The sequence below is a fragment of the Actinoplanes subtropicus genome (genome assembly GCF_000721705.1).
Lineage (GTDB): Bacteria > Actinomycetota > Actinomycetes > Mycobacteriales > Micromonosporaceae > Actinoplanes > Actinoplanes subtropicus.
In genome coordinates this window covers 181,735-197,764 of record NZ_JOJL01000029.1, presented here as the reverse complement: position 1 = coordinate 197,764, position 16,030 = coordinate 181,735, and the positions used below count along the sequence as shown (strand labels likewise).

Here is a 16,030-nt window from a genome sequence, read left to right as displayed (position 1 = left end):
CTATGTTACCCATGAGTAATAGACGGCCGCACGCGGCCGGTGAAGCCGCGTCTTTCCTGGGCGTCACCGGGCGCGCGAAAGCGCACCCCGCTGCGACCGCGGGGTGCGCTTAAACAGACGAAGCTGATTTTACCCGCTAAAAGCGGGCATCGCGGGCTTAACGCCAGCGGGACAGGATGCCCAGCGAGGCGACCATGCAGCCGAAACCGACCGCAAGGTTCCAATACGACCACGACTCCACCGGCCAGCGCTGCGAGGACAGGTAGTAGACGACCAGCCAGGCGATGCCCACGACGATGAGCGTCACGGCAGTGATCGGCAACCAGGTCGGGCTCGGCTTCTTGGACGCCGCAGCCACCGCGGGACGGACATCCGTCGGCGGGGTGTAGACCTTCTTCTTACGAACCTGAGACTTCGGCACGGTGCTCTCCTGAAGGGCAACAAGTGGTGAACAACCCACCGCTGAGCGGCTCGGAAGGTGCCCAATGCTGCCCGTGGCGAATACTGTTCGACAGCTAGCGTAGTCAAGTCGGCGCGCAGACCGGCACCCGCCGGGCGAGGAAAATGTCCGGCGCGGCATTTCGGGAGGCTATTGCCTCCTTTTGGAGGGATGGGGACGTGGAGTACGCGACCGGCGCGCCGTCCTGGCGGCTCGTGCTGCGGCGTGCGCTCGGTGGGCTACGGCCGCGCCGGGGCGCCCGGCGCAACCGGTGGACGGTCGGCGTGCCGCTGATCGCTCTCGCCGCGGGTCTGCTCTTCACCACCTCCGCCCGCACCGCCGACGGCACCCAGCTGCGCGACGACCGGCGGCCGCAGCTCGCCCAGCTCATCGCGGACAAGCGGGTCCGGCTGGACGACCGGGAGAAGCAGGCCGCCAAGCTGCGCGCCGAGGTCGACCAGGACACCGCCCGGCTCGCCGAGGTCGACCAGCCGGTCAAGGAGGCCCGGCAGCGGGCGGATGCGATGCGGGCCGCGGCCGGCTTCACGGCGCTGAAGGGGCCAGGTCTCACCGTCACGCTCAACGACTCGTCGCGGCGCGGCGCCGACCTCGGCCCGAACGCGCCGGACAACGACGACCTGGTCGTCCATCAGGGTGATGTTCAGGCGGTCGTGAACGCTCTCTGGGCCGGTGGGGCCGAGGCAATGTCGATCATGGATGTCCGCGTGATCTCCACCAGCGCGGTACGCTGTGTCGGCAACACGCTGCTGCTGCATGGCCAGGTCTTCTCACCACCTTTCAAGATCACGGCGATTGGCGAACCCACACGGATGCATCAGGCGTTGGATTCCGCGGAGGGAGTCCAGCAATTCAAGGATGCGGTCGCTGACTTCGGCCTCGGCTACTCGGAGACTGTGGAGAGGAACGTGACGGTGCGGGCGTACGACGGGTCGAGCGACCTCCGATCCGCTCGGGTTGCCGAGTAATGGCAGATCCGGAAAACCCGGCGGCAGGCACGAACTCGGGACGGCACCGCGCCCCCGACGGCGAGGCCCAGACGGCGTACATCCCGCGGATCACCGACGCCTCCCCGGACGGCGTTCCCGGCGGCCCGCTCGCGCCCCCGATCGGCCTCGGCACCCCGGCAACGGCCCCACCAGCCCGCCCGGTCTCCCCGCCCCAGGCCACGCCAGCACCACCCCAGGCCACGCCGCCGCTGGGCGCGCCACCACCACCCCAGGCCACGCCGCCGCTGGGCGCGCCGCACCCGTCCCAGGTCGCGCCGTTGTCGCCGCAGGCCACGCCTTCGCCTGAGGCCACGCAGCGCTTGCCCCAGCCCGCGCCGCAGCCACCCCAGGCCCCTCTAATGCCGGCCCAGACCGCGCCCCCGCCCTCCGCAAGGCCGGCGCCCACGACCATGCCGCAATCCCCGGTCGCGCAGCCCGCCCAGCTCCCAGCCGCGCAGGCCGCTCAGTTCCCGGTCGCGCAGGCCGCCCAGTTCCCGGCCGCGCAGCCCGCCCAGCTCCCAGCCGCGCAGGCCGCTCAATTCCCGGTCGCGCAGGCCGCCCAGTTCCCGGCCGCGCAGCCCGCCCAGCTCCCAGCCGCGCAGGCCGCCCAGTTCCCGGCCGCGCAGCCCGCCCAGCTCCCAGCCGCGCCGCCCGCCCAGCCCTCGGCCGCCGAGACCGCCGTGATCGGCACCGACGCGGAGGCCGAGCGGCGCATCGCGGCCGCCCGTGACCGGCTCGCCCAGCCGCCGGCCGACGACGTCCATGCCGCCGCCGCGGCCGCCCGTCGCCGCAACGGTGTCGAGCAGCCCGAGATCCCGGCGGCCAACGGCTCCTTCAACTTCTTCGCCGCGGCCGCCACCCACGCCGAGCCGGCCGCCATCCCGCCCGCTGAGTCCCATCCGTTCCCGCCGCTCGAGCCCGCCCGCCGGGAGAGCACCGCCGCGCCGGTCCAGGCCACCCAACGCCTGCCGCAGGCACCGCCACCACCGCCCGCGCCCAGCTCACAGCCGCCGGCCGCCGTGACCGGTCCGGCCGGTCCGGCCGGTCCGGTCACCAACGGCTACCCAGCGTCCGGCTATCTCGCACCCGAGCCACCCACCAGCCCCGCCGGCCCGCCCGCAAACGGCTACCAGGCGCCCCAGCCGCCAGCCGGCCCGACCGCAAACGGCTACTCGCCGCCGCAGCCACCAGCCGGCCCGACCACAAACGGCTACTCGCCGCCGCAGCCACCAGCCGGCCCGACCACAATCGGCTACCAGGCGCTCCAGCCACCATCCGGCGCGGCCACCAATGGCTACCGTGCAGCACAGCCGCCGGTCAGCCCGGCCCCCGCGACCCTGCCGACCGGCCCCTACCAGTCGGTCAGCCCGGCCCCCGCAGCGGCGAGCCCAGCCTTCCCCGCCGCCCGGCAGGACCCGAACGAGACGGCCATCATCCGCACTCCGGACACCCCCACCGGCGTACTCCCGGCTCTGTCACCGCAAGCCACCACCCAGCCGCCGGCGGCCCTCAGAGCCCCCACCGCCCTGATGAGCGCCGTCCCCGGCCTGGCGGCGAAGGCCGCGAAGGCCGACGCCGACCCGGACGCCGCCCTCGGCGCGGCGGCCGCGCCCCCGGTCCGGCCGGGCGGCCCCGAGCACACCCCTCCCCCATCGGAGGAGGGCGACGACCTGCAACCGAAGCGCGGCGAACGGGTGGTCAAGCTCCGCCCCGAGCAGACCGACGAGGGCTACAAGAGCGTCTACTCCGAGCTCACCCGGCCGAGCGTGGGCTCGCGAATCCGGGCCGGCATCCGCGTCTCCGGCGAGCTGATGATCACCTTCGGGTTGATCGTGCTGCTGTTCGCGGCCTACGAGGTGTTCGGCAACGCGGCCGAGGTGCAGGACGAGCAGAACGCCCTGACCAACAAGCTCACCCAGGAGTGGAACGACCCGACCGTGGGTCCGTCGGCTCCCCAAGGCCCGGCGGCGCCCGGCGAGAGCCTGGTCGGCCGCCTCTACATCCCCAAGCTGAACAAGGAGTGGGTGGTCGTCAACGGCGTCCGCCCGCAGGACATCAAGTACGCGCCGGGCCACTACCCGGACACCGCGTTGCCGGGCCAGATCGGCAACTTCTCGGTCGCCGGCCACCGGATCCAGAAGATCTTCTGGCGGATCGACGAGCTGAAGCCGGGCGACGTGATCGGCGTGGAGACCCGCGACTACTGGTACGTCTACAAGGTCTACGGCGACGAGGTCGTGCTGCCGAACGCCGTGCAGGTGGTCGCCCCGGTGCCGGACAAGCCGGGCGTGCAGCCGACCAAGGCGCTGCTCACGCTGACCACCTGCAACCCGAAGTTCAACAACTACCAGCGGCTCATCGTGCACGCCGAACTGGCCTCGAAGGTGCCGCGCAACCAGTCCCTGCCCGACGCCGGCATGCCGGCCGAGATGAAGACGAAGGCGTAGGCGATGTACGCCTGGATCTGGCGCAAGCTCCCGTTCGGTTTCTGGGGCAAGCTGACCGGCTCGCTCGGCCTGGCCGCGGCCACCACCGCGCTGCTCTGGTACGTGGTCTTCCCGTGGGCCACCCCGCTGCTCCCGTTCGACGACGTGCAGGTCGGCGCGGACACCCAGCAGGGCCCGGCCCAGGAGGATCCGAACGCGGTCGACCCGTCCGCGCCCAACGGCCCGGATGCGATCCCGTACAGCACGGCGTCGAACGCTCCACACCCCTCGACCTCAGCGACGCCGAAGAAGTCCAAGTCCTCCTCCGTCGTGATCCCAGGTGACTGACGTGCGCATTCTCGTGATCGACAACTACGACTCGTTCGTCTTCAACCTGGTGCAGTACCTCGGCCAGCTCGGCGCCGAGTGCGAGGTGCGCCGGAACGACGAGATCAGCGTGGCCGAGGTGGGCACCTTCGGCGCCGCCGGTCTTCTGCTTTCGCCCGGGCCGGGTTCGCCCGACCGCGCGGGCATCATGATGGAGACCATTCGGGCGTACGCCGGAAAGCTCCCGATGTTTGGGGTTTGTCTCGGTCATCAGGCGATCGGGGCCGCCTTCGGGGCCACCGTGACGCGCGCGCCCGAGCTGCTCCACGGCAAGACGTCCGAGGTCCACCACACCGGTGCCGGAGTCCTCGCGGGCCTGCCCGACCCGTTCACCGCGACCCGCTACCACTCGCTGGCCGTGCTGCCCGAGACGCTGCCCGACGAGATCGAGGTGACCGGCCGCACGGAGTCGGGCGTGGTGATGGCGATGCGCCACCGCTCGCTGCCGATCGAGGGCGTCCAGTTCCACCCCGAGTCGGTGCTCACCGAGGGCGGCCACACCATGCTGGCGAACTGGCTGGCCTCCTGCGGCCTGCCCTCGGCCCTGGAAAAGGCGCCGCCGCTGGCCGCCGAGGTGGAAACCCGGCGGCGAGCGGCGTTCGCGACTGCCTGAGGGTTCTAGTCTTCCGACCGGATGATGGCGGTGGCCTGGTTGAGCGCCTGACCGGTGCCGCCACCGCCGCCGCCGTTGCCCGGCGTCGAGGTGTCGCTCGGCGACGGGTCGCCGCTCGGGTTGTTGGCGTCGACCGCGATCGTGATGCTGACGATGTCGCCCTTCTCGACCTTGGCACCCGGCTTCGGGTTCTGCGCGACGACCGTGCCCACCTGGGCCGGGTCGGTGGCCGGCGTGGTCTTCTGATCGACGTTGAACGGGCCGGAGTTGTTCAGCACGGCCAGGGCGGCGTCCAGCGACTCGCCGAGCACCCTCGGCATCTTGAGCTGATTGCCCTTGGAGATGTTCACGACGACATCGGAGCCGGGGTCGACCTTGTTGCCGGCATCCGGCACGCTGAGGACGATGTCCGCCGGCTGGTCGCTCGTCACTTCCTTGAACACCGGGTTCAGGCCCATGCCCCGCAACGTCGAATCGGCGTTCGCTTTCGTGCTGCCCTTCAGGTTGCTCGGCACCGTGACCTGATCCGGCGGCAGGCACAGCTTGTACGTCACGGCCTGGGTAGTCGGGATCTTGGTGTTCGGCTGCGGGTTCTGATCGACGACCGTGCTGTTGCAATTGTCGCCGTGCGTCGGCGCCTCGGCGGTGAAGTTCGTCAGCTTCTGCGCGTTGAGGGCCGCCTGCGCTTGCTGGTCGGTCTTGCCCTTGAGGTTGGGCATCGCGACCGTGGCGGTCTGCTGGTTGTTGTCGCCGGTGTTGTTGTGGTTGCGCGACATCGCCAGCGCGACCCCGAGCACCACCACGACCAGCACGCCGAGCCCGGCCAGCACGGCCATCACCCAGGAGGACGAGCGCCGCTCCGGCGGCCGGGGCGGCATCCCGCCGACGGCCGGGCGCTGCAAGGTGGTCGCGGCCTGCGGCTGCATGTACCGGGTGGCCTGCTGATTCTGCATGGCCATCGTCTCGGCCTGGCTCATCACCGGGGTGGCCAGCACCGGGCGGCCGGAGACGGCGCGCAGCGCGTCGGCGCGCATCTCCTGGGCGCTCTGGTAGCGGTTCATCGGGTTCTTGGCCAGGGCCTTGAGCACGATCGCGTCGACGTCCCGGGGAGTCTCGGGGGCGAGCTCGCTCGGCGCCCGCGGGTCCTCCCGTACGTGCTGGTACGCCACGCTCACCGGGCTGTCCCCGACGAACGGCGGGTGGCCCACGAGCAGCTCGAACAGCACACAGCCGGCCGCGTACACATCGGAGCGGGCGTCGACGGCCTCGCCGCGCGCCTGCTCGGGCGACAGGTACTGCGCGGTGCCGATCACGGCGCTGGTCTGCGTCATCGTGGTCGCGCCGCTGGCCAGGGCCCGGGCGATACCGAAGTCCATGACCTTGACCTGGCCGTTCTGCGTGATCATCACGTTGCCGGGCTTGATGTCCCGGTGGATGATCCCGTGCCGGTGGCTGAACTCGAGGGCCGCGCAGATGTCCGCGATGATCTCGAGCGCCCGGCGCGGCTGGAGCCGCTGCTCCTGGGCGAGCACCTCCTTGAGGGTCCGCCCGTTCACGAATTCCATCACGATGAACGGCAGCCGCTCACCGGTCGCGGACATCTCCTCGCCGGTGTCGTAGACCGCCACGATCGCCGGGTGGTTGAGGGCCGCCGAGTTCTGCGCCTCGCGGCGGAACCGCTCCTGGAAGGTCGCGTCCCGGGCCAGGTCGGTACGCAGCATCTTGATGGCCACGTCACGGCCCAGCCGGAGGTCACGTCCGCGGTGCACCTCGGCCATGCCGCCGTAGCCCAATAGCTCGCCGACCTGATACCTGCCACCGAGCAGGCGGGCCTGCGCCGTCATAGCGTCTGTCGTCCTTCGCATCGGTTCCAGCCGGGGATGACGCCCGCCTGTCTGGTTAGACGGTACGACGCCGCCAACGGTTCACCGTCGGCGGTGCCCATGTGAAGGACCGACGCGGGAACGAGTCGGCCGCTCGATGAGCTGCTGTTGCCGTTCTGCTTGCCCTGCTTCACCAGGAACGAGATGACGCCCGCACACAGCAGGACCAGCAGGGCGAGGACGACCGCCAGCACGATCAGCACCTGGCGGCCGGCCGAGCTTTCCGGCTTGGCCGTCGACGCCGGCTGCGCGGGCGGCGGGTAGGTCGGCCGGTATTGCTGGACCGGCGGGCTTCCGGGCGGACCGGACGGCACCGAGGCGGCTCCGCGGGCGCCCGAGACGGGCCGGGGGACTGGCGGGTACGGCGGGCGGGCGCTGCCGGTCACCGGCGAGCCGGGCACCGCCGCCGAGGCGGCCGTCGGCGGTCGGGCGGCCGGGCTGACCGGGCCGGCGGCGCGCGCGGCCTGGGCGGCCGGCTGGTGCTGTTGGGTCGTGGCCAGGGCGGACGCGGCCTGGCGGGCCACCGCGGCCATCGCCGAGGCGGACGGCCAGCGGTCGCCCGGGTTCTTCGCGAGGGCGCGGTCCACGATGGCGCGCACCGGCGGCGGGATGTCGGCGGGCAGCGGCCGCGGCGTCTCCCGGACGTGCTTCATGGCGATCTCGATCGGCGTGGCGCCGTCGAACGGGCGGTGGCCGGAGAGGCACTGATAGGCGACCACGCCCAGCGCATACACGTCGGACGCGGCCGTGGCCACCTCGCCCGAGGCCTGCTCGGGCGAGATGTAGGAGGCGGTGCCGAGCACCGAGCCGGCCACGGTGAGCTGGCCGACCAGCGCCGAGCGGGCGATCCCGAAGTCGGTCAGCACCAGCGTGCCGTTCGGGCGTACCAGAAGGTTTCCGGGCTTGACGTCCCGGTGCACGATCCCGTTCGCGTGGGCCGCCTGCAGCGCGTCGGCCGCCTGCGCGACCAGCGCCATGGTGCGCGCCGGGGTCAGCCGGCCGACCCGGCTCAGCGTGCGGGACAGGGCGTCGCCCTCGACGTACTCCATGACCAGGAACGCGAGCTGCTGGTCGCTGCCGTAGTCGTAGACGTCGACGACCCCGGGGTGGTTGATCGTGGCCATGGTGCGCGCCTCGCCGCGGAACCGCTCGGCGAAGCCGGGCTCGTCCAGCAGCGCCGGGAGCAGGATCTTGACAGCGACCGTCCGGCCCAGCACCTCGTCGGTGCCGCGCCACACGTCGCCCATCCCGCCGCCGGCGATCCGCTCGTCGAGCCGGTACCGGCCGCCGAGGGTCACCCCAGGGCTGATCATTCAGTCCCCTTCCCCGGCCGCTGCCTTCATGATGAGCCCGGCGATCCGGGCCGCCTCGGCGCTGGCGTGCCCGCCGGGGACGTTCTCCAGCATGACGCAGACCGCCGAGACGGCCTGACCCTTGCTGTCGTAGGCGAAGCCGATGAACCACCCGTGCGGGTCGGCGCCGGCCGCGTTCTGCGCGGTACCGGTCTTGCCGCCGACCGTGAAGCCCTTGATCCGGGCCTTCTTGCCGGTGCCGTTCTCCACCACGCTGACCATCATGTCGCTGAGGTCGCTCGCGACGCTCCCCGAGACCGGCGTACGCAGGACCTGCGGGTCGGCCGTGTAGATGGTCCGGCGGTCCGGGCCGAGCAGCTTCTGCACCAGGTACGGGCGCATCTGCTTGCCGCCGTTGGCGACCGTGGCGGCCATCAACGCGCCCTGCACCGGGGTCATCCGCACTTCCCGCTGGCCGATCGACGACTGAGCCAGCGCGGCCTTGTCGACGCTGCCGTCCGGGTTCGACATGTCACCCGTACGGCTGGCCGCGACCGGCAGGCCCTTGTTCTCCTTGAGGTTGCCGAGGGTCAGCTTGTCGTCCTCGAAGCCCCACGCCTTCGCCATGTTGACGATCGTGTCCCGGCCGAGCTTCACGCCCAGCCGCGCGAAGCCGGTGTTGCAGCTCTGGGTCAGCGCGTCCTTGATCGTGACCGTGTCGCCACCCGGGCAGGCCTCGTCCTCGGCGTTGTGGATGACCGCGCCGCTCTCCTTGTACGTGCTGCCGGCCGGGATCTGGCTGTCCGGCTTGTACCCGTTGGCGAGGGCCGCCGCGGAGTCGATCACCTTGAACGTCGAGCCGGGCGGCTCGGTCTCCTGCGTGGCCCGGTTGAGCAGCGGCTGGCTGTCGTCCTTGAGCAGCTTCTGGTACGCCGCCGCGGCCGCCTTGGTGTCGTGGCTGACCAGCGGGTTCGGGTTGTAGCTCGGCATCGAGACCAGGGCCTGGATCGCGCCGGTCCGCGGGTCGATCGCCACGGCCGCGCCCTTGGTCACGCCGCGCTCGTTGTTGGTGAGCTCCTTCCAGGCCGTCTCCTGGGCCTTGGTACTCAGCGACAGCACGACGTTCCCGCCGCCGGTGTTGTTGCCGGTGAACATGTCCTTCACCCGGTCGGCGAAGAGCGTGTCGCTCTCCCCGGAGAGGAAGTCGTTCTCCGCATTCTCGATGCCGACCGCGCCCAGGTTGACCGGGCGGTACCCGACCACCGGCGCGTAGATCTCGTTCTTCGGGTAGACCCGCAGGTACTTCAGCGTGTCGTCGGTGAGGGTGTTCTTGGCCAGGGCGATGCCGCCCGCCTCGATCCCGCCGCGCGGGCGGTCGTACTGGGCGACGATCACGCGGCCGTTGTAGCTGCTGTTCCGATATTTGTCGGCCTTGTACGCCTGGACCCAGTTCAGGTTCGCGAAGAGGAGGCCGAACAGGACGAGGATGACCACGCCGGCCCGCCGCAGGGGAGCGTTCACGGCTTGAACACCTCCGTCGGAGCGCCGTGCAGTTGGGTGGGTTGCTTCTTCGGCCCGCCACCCGGCCGATCCGAGGACCCGCCGCTGTTGGCCGGGCCGCGCGCCGCGTTGGAGATCCGCAACAGCATCGCGACCAGGAGCCAGTTGGCCATCAGCGACGAACCACCCGCCGAGAGGAACGGCGTGGTCTGGCCGGTGAGCGGAATGAGTCCGGTGATGCCACCCAGGATGACGAAGACCTGCAAACCCAGCGTGAACGCGAGGCCGCCGGCGACGAGCTTGCCGAACGAGTCGCGGACGTTCAGCGCCGCGCGCAGCCCGCGCTCGACGATCAGCAGGTAGCAGACCAGCAGCGCGGACAGGCCGAACAGGCCGATCTCCTCGCCCATGCCGGCGAAGATGAAGTCGGTACGCACTGCCGGCACCAGACCCGGCGAGCCGGCGCCCGGCCCGGAGCCGAACAGCCCGCCCGTGCCCAGCGCCAGCAGCCCCTGCACCAGCTGGTAGCTGCCGCCGATGGGCTTGTTGTAATTGGCCTGCGCGAACGGGTCCAGCCAGATCGAGGCACGGTCGTAGAAGTTCTGGAACGGGCCGCCGACCGCCGCACCCAGCAGGTAGGCGACGTAGACACCGCCGAAGAACAGCACCAGACCGATGATCAGCCAGCTGGCCCGCTCGGTCGCCACGTACAGCGTCACCACGAAGAGGCCGAAATACAGCAGCGCGGTGCCCAGGTCCTTCTCGAAGACCAGGACCAGGAGGCTGAGCAGCCAGACCGTGACGACCGGGCCGAGGTCGCGGCCGCGCGGGAAGTCGATGCCGAGGAAGCGGCGGCTGGCCAGCGAGAGCACCTCGCGCTTGCGCACCAGGTAGTAGGCGAAGAAGGAGACCAGCGCCAGCTTCGCGAACTCACCGGGCTGGATCGAGAACGCGCCCAGCTTGATCCACAGCTTCGCGCCGTTGACCTCGGAGAGGCTGCTCGGCAGCACGGCCGGCACCATCACCAGCACGATGCCGACCAGGCCGAGGGTGTACGCGTACCGGGAGACCACCTTGTGATCCCGGACGACCAGTAGCAGCACCGCGGCCAGGATCAGCGCGGCGAGCGTCCACTCCAACTGGTGGCCGCTGGTGCCCTCGAACCACCCCGGGGTCGGCTTCTTGTTCGCGATCGCACGGGCGATGTCCAACCGGCGCAGGAAGCTCACGCCCAGCCCGTTGATCAGGGCCACCGCCGGCAGGAGCACCGGGTCCGCGTACGGCGCGGTGAAGCGCACCACGAAGTGCAGCCCGATGAACAGCGTGAGCAGCAGCGCCGCGGGGATCCAGAAGGTGGGGTGGATCGTGTTGAACTGGTTCGCCTCGACCGTGGCGGCGTAGATCGCCACCAGGATCATGGCGAACGCGAGCAGACCCAGCTCGGCGTTGCGGTGGGTCTTCATTCCCGGGATACGCGACATCTCACCCGTGGAGGCGGGCGAAGGGGCCGGTACGGCGGGCGCGGTCAAGACATCCCCAGACGTTGTCGAGCGACGGTCAGTTGACGGTCCGGCACCCGTCCGCATCGTCCGCGGATGGGGCGCTCCCGGACGCCTGAACGGACGGCGTCCCGGCCAGTGTGGCGGGCGCCGACGAGGTGTGCACGGTGGGCGCGCTGCCGGCCGGCGCGGTCGGCGTCGCGGACGGTGCCGTGCACAGCGGCTTGAGGTTCGGGTTGGACGGGTTGTCGGCGGTCAGCTCGGAGAGCGTCTGCGCCGCCTCGGACCGGCTCTCCGCGTGGATGCCCTGCTTGACCCGCTCCTGCGCGACGGCGGTGAGGTCCTGCAGGCGCGCCGGACTGGTCTCGTTGACCTTGGACAGGTCGAGCCCGGCGATCTGCCCGGGCACGCCCCGGAAGATCGCGATCTGGCCGGCGTCGGTGGCACCCACGTAGTACTGGTCCTGCGTGTAGCGGTAGCCCAGCCACAGGCCGCCGCCGAGCACCGCCAGCAGCAACACCACGAGCAGGCTGGTCCGGACCGGGTGACCGGTCGGTTCCGGCTCCGGCTCGTAGCCGTCGTTCTCCGGCTGGGCCGGCTGCGCCGGGCGCGGGGCCTGCAGCGCCGCCGCGCGGGCGGCCGAGGTCGAGGAATCCGCCACCGTGGTGTTGCCCCGGTCGATGGCGGCCGCGCCACCCACGATCGGCGCCTGCTCCATGATGTCGGTGTCGATGGCGTCCGCGATCACCACCGTGATGTTGTCGGGGCCGCCACCGCGCAGCGCCAGCTGCACCAGCCGCTCGACGCACGCCTGCGGGTCGGCCAGCTCGCGCATGCTCTGCGCGATCGTGTCCGCGCTGACCACGCCGGAGAGGCCGTCGCTGCAGATCAGGTAGCGGTCGCCGGCGAGCACCTGGCGAACCGAGTACTCCGGGTCGATGTCGCGGCCGTCCAGCGCGCGGGTCAGCAGGGACCGCTGCGGATGGCTGCTCGCCTCCTCCGGGCTCACCCGGCCCTCGTCGACCAGCATCTGGACGTACGTGTCGTCCTTGGTGATCTGGGCGAACTCGTTCCGGCGCAGCAGGTACGCCCGGCTGTCGCCGATGTGCACCATGCCGAACTTGCTGCCCGAGAAGAGCACCGCGGTGAGCGTGGTGCCCATGCCTTCCAGCTGCGGGTTCGCGTCGACGGTGTCGCGCAGATGCTGGTTGGCCTGGCCGACGGCGTGGCGCAGCGCGTCGACCAGGGCGTCCCCCGGGACGTCCTCGTCGAGCGGCGCCATCGCGGCGATGACGATATTGGAAGCGACGTCGCCGGCTGCCATCCCGCCCATGCCGTCGGCGACAGCAAGAAGCCGCGGCCCGGCGTAGACGGAGTCCTGGTTCAGGTCCCGGATCAGACCGCGGTCGCTCTGAGCGGCATAGCGCAGGGTCAGGGTCATGGCCGTAACTCAAGAGATGTGCGCCCGATGCGGATCGGAACGCCAAGGGGGACGGGAGTCGGTCCGGAGACCTTACCGCGATCGAGGTAAGTGCCGTTCGTCGAGCCGAGATCCTCGACGAACCACTGACCGTCACGCGGCACGATCCGGGCATGCCGGGCCGAGGCGAAGTCGTCGGTGATGACGAGCGTGGAATCCTCCGCCCGGCCGATAGTGATCGGGAGATCACCCAGCGTGATGCGGGTGCCGGCCAACTGGCCGGCCGTCACCACGAGTTGTCGTGCGGCCTTACCGCGCTTCACCTTCGCCGGCCGGCCCTGAGTCACCGCGCCACCCACCCCCCGAGGGCTGGCGACGATGTTCTTGGACCGGACCCCCGCGAAGAGATCCCGTCGGATCACTCCCACCACCGTGAACACGAAGATCCACAGGAGGATGAGGAAGCCGAACCGGGCGACGGTGAGGACGAATTCGGGCAAGGTGCCTAGCCGTCCACTCGGAACGTCAGCGTCGTGGTGCCCAGCTGGATCATGTCGCCCGGGTTGAGCGCCACGGCGGAGACCCGCTGGCCGTTCACCATCGTGCCGTTCGTCGAGCCCAGATCGGTCAGCACCACCTGGTTGCCGTCGTAGTCCAGACGGGCGTGTCGCCGCGAGATGCCGACGTCGGGCAGGCGGAGATTCGCCTGATCGCCACGGCCGATCACGGTCGAGCCCATCTGCAACGGATACGTCCGGCCGTCCCCGGACACCAGGCCCACACTGCGGCCGTTCGGCCCGCCGTGCTGCTGGTAACCACCGTGATGCTGCTGGTCGTACGGCGGGTACTGCGGACCCGCGTCGTACGCCGGCTGCTGCACCGGGGCGACCTCGCCGCCGGTGTAGACCTCGGCGGTCACCCGGAACATGCCCGTATCCAGGCCCTCGCCCCGCTCGATCTCGACGATCACATCGCCGTAGACCGTCCACGCCTGCTCGCCGATGAACTCGGCCTGCGACTGGGCCAGCTCCTGGGCGAGCGCGGCCGCGTACGGCGCCAGCCGGCTGTGGTCATAGGGCGAGAGATCGATCACGTAGCGGTTGGGCACCAGCGTGCGGCCACCGGCGAGGATGGCCTTGTGTGCCTCGGCCTCCCGCTGCATGGCATTCAGAATCTCCACAGGGTGCACGACACCCTTGAACACCTTGGCGAAGGCCCCTTCGACCAGGCCTTCCAATCGCTTCTCAAAGCGCTGCAGCACGCTCACCGGCTCCTCCTCGGCTTCCGAGGACATGATGGTATCCGGCAGCCGCTCGCGCATCTGTAGCTCGCAGCCGCCGGCACTTCTCGACCCTCGTATGACCCCCGCTAACGCCGTGCTAGTCTTCCCTGGCGTCGCGGGCGTTAACAACTCGCTTGGTGACGTGCGACAGCGTAGTCTGTCGCAGCCAGTAACAAGAAGTTGGCCCAGCAGCCAACTTTGCCACGGGGATGTGGCGGAATGGCAGACGCGCACGGTTGGACCGGGGCCCTCGGTCATATCTGCTCAGGGGGCCGAGCCCCCTGAAACCCCCACGGTGCGTCACGTCACGCTGAGTGGGTGGACCGGGGGCCCTTGTCCGCAGTGCCGGGGGCCCTTGTCCGCAAAAAGCGCGGACCGGGGCCCTCGGTCATATCTGCTCAGGGGGCCGAGCCCCCTGAAACCCCCACGGTGCGTCACGTCACGCTGAGTGGGTGGCTGGGCGGGGTTGGGCTTCGCTTCGCTCGCCAAAGTGCCCGTGTGGCATTGCGTTGTGGTCACTCTTTCGTTGTTGGTCACGCTTGTCTAACAGTACGGGTGACCCCGGCCCGATGTGTACGCAAATCGGGCGACAGCGTGATGCAGCGGGCGTTGGGTGATTTTTGTTACTTAGGGGGTTTGGGGTTGTGTTTGGGGTGGGGGATCCGGGAGGCTGACGTGGCTCGGGGGTACCGGTGAAATTGCTGGTGGGTTGAGGTGGCGGGCTAGGCTCGCTGCTGGCTTCTGGTCTCGGATCCTTGGAGTGTTGTCGTTGTGACGGTCGCGCGTGCCGGTGTTGGGCAGGGAAAGCGCAGTGTTCTGGGTGTTCTGGTCGACGTCACCGACTATCGGGATGCGACCGAGCGGATCATGCAGGCTGCCCGGGAGCGGCGCGGGTTCGCGGTGACGGCTCTGGCGGTGCACGGAGTCATGACCGGCGTGCAGGACAGGGCGCATAACGGTCGGCTCAACTCCTTCGATCTGGTGACCCCGGATGGGCAGCCGGTGCGGTGGGCGCTCAACCTGGTGCACGGCGCGGGCCTGACCGATCGCGTCTACGGGCCCACGCTGACGCTGAAGGTGGTCGAGCGGGCTGCCGCCGAGGGCCTTCCGATTTATCTGTACGGGTCGACCGAGCCCACCCTGGAACGGCTCGTGCCGAACCTGGAGGGAATGTTCCCCGGTCTGAAGATCGCCGGCGTCGAGGCGTCCAAGTTCCGCGCCTCGAACAGCGGCGAGCCGATCGAGATCGCCGAGCGGATCAAGGCGTCCGGCGCCCGCATCGTCCTGGTCGGACTCGGCTGCCCGCGACAGGAAGTCTTCACGTACGCGATGCGCCCGCACCTCGACATGCCGTTGCTCGCGGTCGGCGCCGCCTTCGACTACCACGCCGGCCTGCTGAAGAACCCGCCGCCGTGGATGCAGAAGTACGCGCTCGAGTGGCTGTGGCGGCTCGGCCTCGAGCCCAAGCGCCTCTGGCGGCGCTACGTCCTGCTGAACCCGGCGTATCTGGCCCGGCTGGCCGCGCAGAAGAGCGGGCTGTGGAAGGCCACGCCCCCGCCGCCCGCCACCGAGCCGGTCGACAAGTTCGCCGTATGAACAGCCACCTAGGGGGACACCCCCGCATGCGGCTCCGGTGATAACCCGGTTTCGATAAACCGGCCATCGGAGAAGGCTGTCGATGTGGACATCGCAGCGGACCTCATCCTCGTCGCCGCGCTCGCCGTGGCCTGGCTCGCCGCCGGCCTGGTCGCCGACGCCCTGCCGCGCGCGCGGACGGCGCGCGAGCTGCGCCGCCGGGCCGGCACGCTGACCGCGCTGGTCGCGGCCGGCGCCGCCGTGTTCGTCGCGGTGCCGCTGGTCACCTGGATACTGCCCGGTTCCTCCGCGGCGCCGGCCGCCGCGCTGCTCCCGGCCGTGCCCGGCCTGATCGTGTTGACCCTCGGCGTACGCCGTCTCGGTCAGGTTCGTCGCGGCGCCGGAGCCTTCGCGACCGCGCCGCAGACGCCGGTGCCACCGGCCCTGCGCGCGGCGGCCGCGCACCCGCTCATTCTGGTGCCGATGCAGGTCACCGCCCTGGCGGCGCTGCTCGGGCTGCCGATCGCGGCGCGGCTGGTCGCGGTTCCGGCGACCGGCGTGGCCGGCATCGCGATCACCGTGGTGGGCGCGGCCGTGGTGGTGATCGGCGTGCGCGCCGCGGTGCGCCACAGCCGGCTGAGCCTGCTGGCGCTGGCCCCGATCGGCCGCAACCGCCCCCGGGTCCCCGTCTCCCGGTGAAGCGGTGA

At 70.7% G+C, this 16,030-nt stretch carries 14 protein-coding genes; 6 read left to right on the top strand and 8 right to left on the bottom strand.

The window, feature by feature from the left end:
- Positions 1 to 157 precede the first annotated feature (157 nt).
- The gene (locus IH26_RS0136975) at positions 158 to 421 is read right to left on the bottom strand and encodes a cell division protein CrgA (protein WP_030440932.1); all 264 of its coding nucleotides are present in this window, start codon (positions 419 to 421) and stop codon (positions 158 to 160) included.
- Positions 422 to 618: 197 nt separating this feature from the next.
- On the opposite strand from IH26_RS0136975, the gene IH26_RS0136970 reads away from it, so the two are divergent.
- Genes IH26_RS0136970 through IH26_RS0136955 form a run of 4 tightly spaced genes read left to right on the top strand, consistent with a single transcriptional unit; the run spans position 619 to position 4,872 of the window.
- Complete coding sequence (locus tag IH26_RS0136970) at positions 619 to 1,425, top strand: DUF881 domain-containing protein (protein WP_030440931.1); 807 nt, start codon at positions 619 to 621, stop codon at positions 1,423 to 1,425.
- Positions 1,425 to 3,893, top strand: coding sequence for a class E sortase (locus IH26_RS64070; RefSeq protein ID WP_281179826.1), 2,469 nt, complete (start codon positions 1,425 to 1,427; stop codon positions 3,891 to 3,893). The genes IH26_RS0136970 and IH26_RS64070 overlap by 1 nt, the downstream gene beginning before the upstream one ends.
- A 3-nt stretch (positions 3,894 to 3,896) precedes the next feature.
- Entirely contained in the window at positions 3,897 to 4,220 is a 324-nt protein-coding gene (locus tag IH26_RS0136960; RefSeq protein ID WP_030440929.1) for a hypothetical protein, read from the top strand.
- A 1-nt stretch (position 4,221) separates the two neighbouring features.
- Positions 4,222 to 4,872 carry an aminodeoxychorismate/anthranilate synthase component II gene (locus tag IH26_RS0136955; RefSeq protein WP_030440928.1) on the top strand — a complete coding sequence of 217 codons (651 nt, stop codon included), beginning with the start codon at positions 4,222 to 4,224 and terminating at the stop codon, positions 4,870 to 4,872.
- A 5-nt stretch (positions 4,873 to 4,877) separates the two neighbouring features.
- Here IH26_RS0136955 and pknB read toward each other — a convergent pair whose 3' ends face one another.
- The 7 genes from pknB to IH26_RS0136920 all read right to left on the bottom strand — a co-directional run bounded on the left by pknB (position 4,878) and on the right by IH26_RS0136920 (position 13,760).
- On the bottom strand, positions 4,878 to 6,716 hold the full coding sequence (pknB, locus tag IH26_RS0136950) for a Stk1 family PASTA domain-containing Ser/Thr kinase (protein WP_030440927.1): 1,839 nt from the start codon (positions 6,714 to 6,716) through the stop codon (positions 4,878 to 4,880).
- The gene (locus IH26_RS0136945; RefSeq protein ID WP_030440926.1) at positions 6,713 to 8,068 is read right to left on the bottom strand and encodes a serine/threonine-protein kinase; all 1,356 of its coding nucleotides are present in this window, start codon (positions 8,066 to 8,068) and stop codon (positions 6,713 to 6,715) included. Before IH26_RS0136945 ends, pknB begins: the two co-directional genes overlap by 4 nt.
- Positions 8,069 to 9,568 (bottom strand): peptidoglycan D,D-transpeptidase FtsI family protein, encoded by a 1,500-nt coding sequence (locus IH26_RS0136940; RefSeq protein WP_030440925.1) that lies wholly within the window; start codon positions 9,566 to 9,568, stop codon positions 8,069 to 8,071. It lies immediately after the preceding gene.
- The gene (locus tag IH26_RS0136935) at positions 9,565 to 11,028 is read right to left on the bottom strand and encodes an FtsW/RodA/SpoVE family cell cycle protein (RefSeq protein ID WP_211268821.1); all 1,464 of its coding nucleotides are present in this window, start codon (positions 11,026 to 11,028) and stop codon (positions 9,565 to 9,567) included. Before IH26_RS0136935 ends, IH26_RS0136940 begins: the two co-directional genes overlap by 4 nt.
- Before the next feature lie 76 nt (positions 11,029 to 11,104).
- On the bottom strand, positions 11,105 to 12,487 hold the full coding sequence (locus IH26_RS0136930; protein WP_030440923.1) for a PP2C family protein-serine/threonine phosphatase: 1,383 nt from the start codon (positions 12,485 to 12,487) through the stop codon (positions 11,105 to 11,107).
- On the bottom strand, positions 12,484 to 12,966 hold the full coding sequence (locus IH26_RS0136925; RefSeq protein ID WP_030440922.1) for an FHA domain-containing protein FhaB/FipA: 483 nt from the start codon (positions 12,964 to 12,966) through the stop codon (positions 12,484 to 12,486). The genes IH26_RS0136930 and IH26_RS0136925 overlap by 4 nt, the downstream gene beginning before the upstream one ends.
- A 5-nt stretch (positions 12,967 to 12,971) precedes the next feature.
- Entirely contained in the window at positions 12,972 to 13,760 is a 789-nt protein-coding gene (locus IH26_RS0136920) for an FHA domain-containing protein (protein WP_030440921.1), read from the bottom strand.
- Between the two features lie 759 nt (positions 13,761 to 14,519).
- On the opposite strand from IH26_RS0136920, the gene IH26_RS0136915 reads away from it, so the two are divergent.
- Both IH26_RS0136915 and IH26_RS0136910 read left to right on the top strand, forming a co-directional pair.
- Positions 14,520 to 15,344: a WecB/TagA/CpsF family glycosyltransferase gene (locus IH26_RS0136915; RefSeq protein WP_030440920.1), complete on the top strand. Its 825-nt coding sequence runs from the start codon at positions 14,520 to 14,522 to the stop codon at positions 15,342 to 15,344.
- Positions 15,345 to 15,428: 84 nt separating this feature from the next.
- Positions 15,429 to 16,022 carry a hypothetical protein gene (locus IH26_RS0136910; RefSeq protein WP_030440919.1) on the top strand — a complete coding sequence of 198 codons (594 nt, stop codon included), beginning with the start codon at positions 15,429 to 15,431 and terminating at the stop codon, positions 16,020 to 16,022.
- The last annotated feature ends 8 nt before the right edge of the window (positions 16,023 to 16,030 follow it).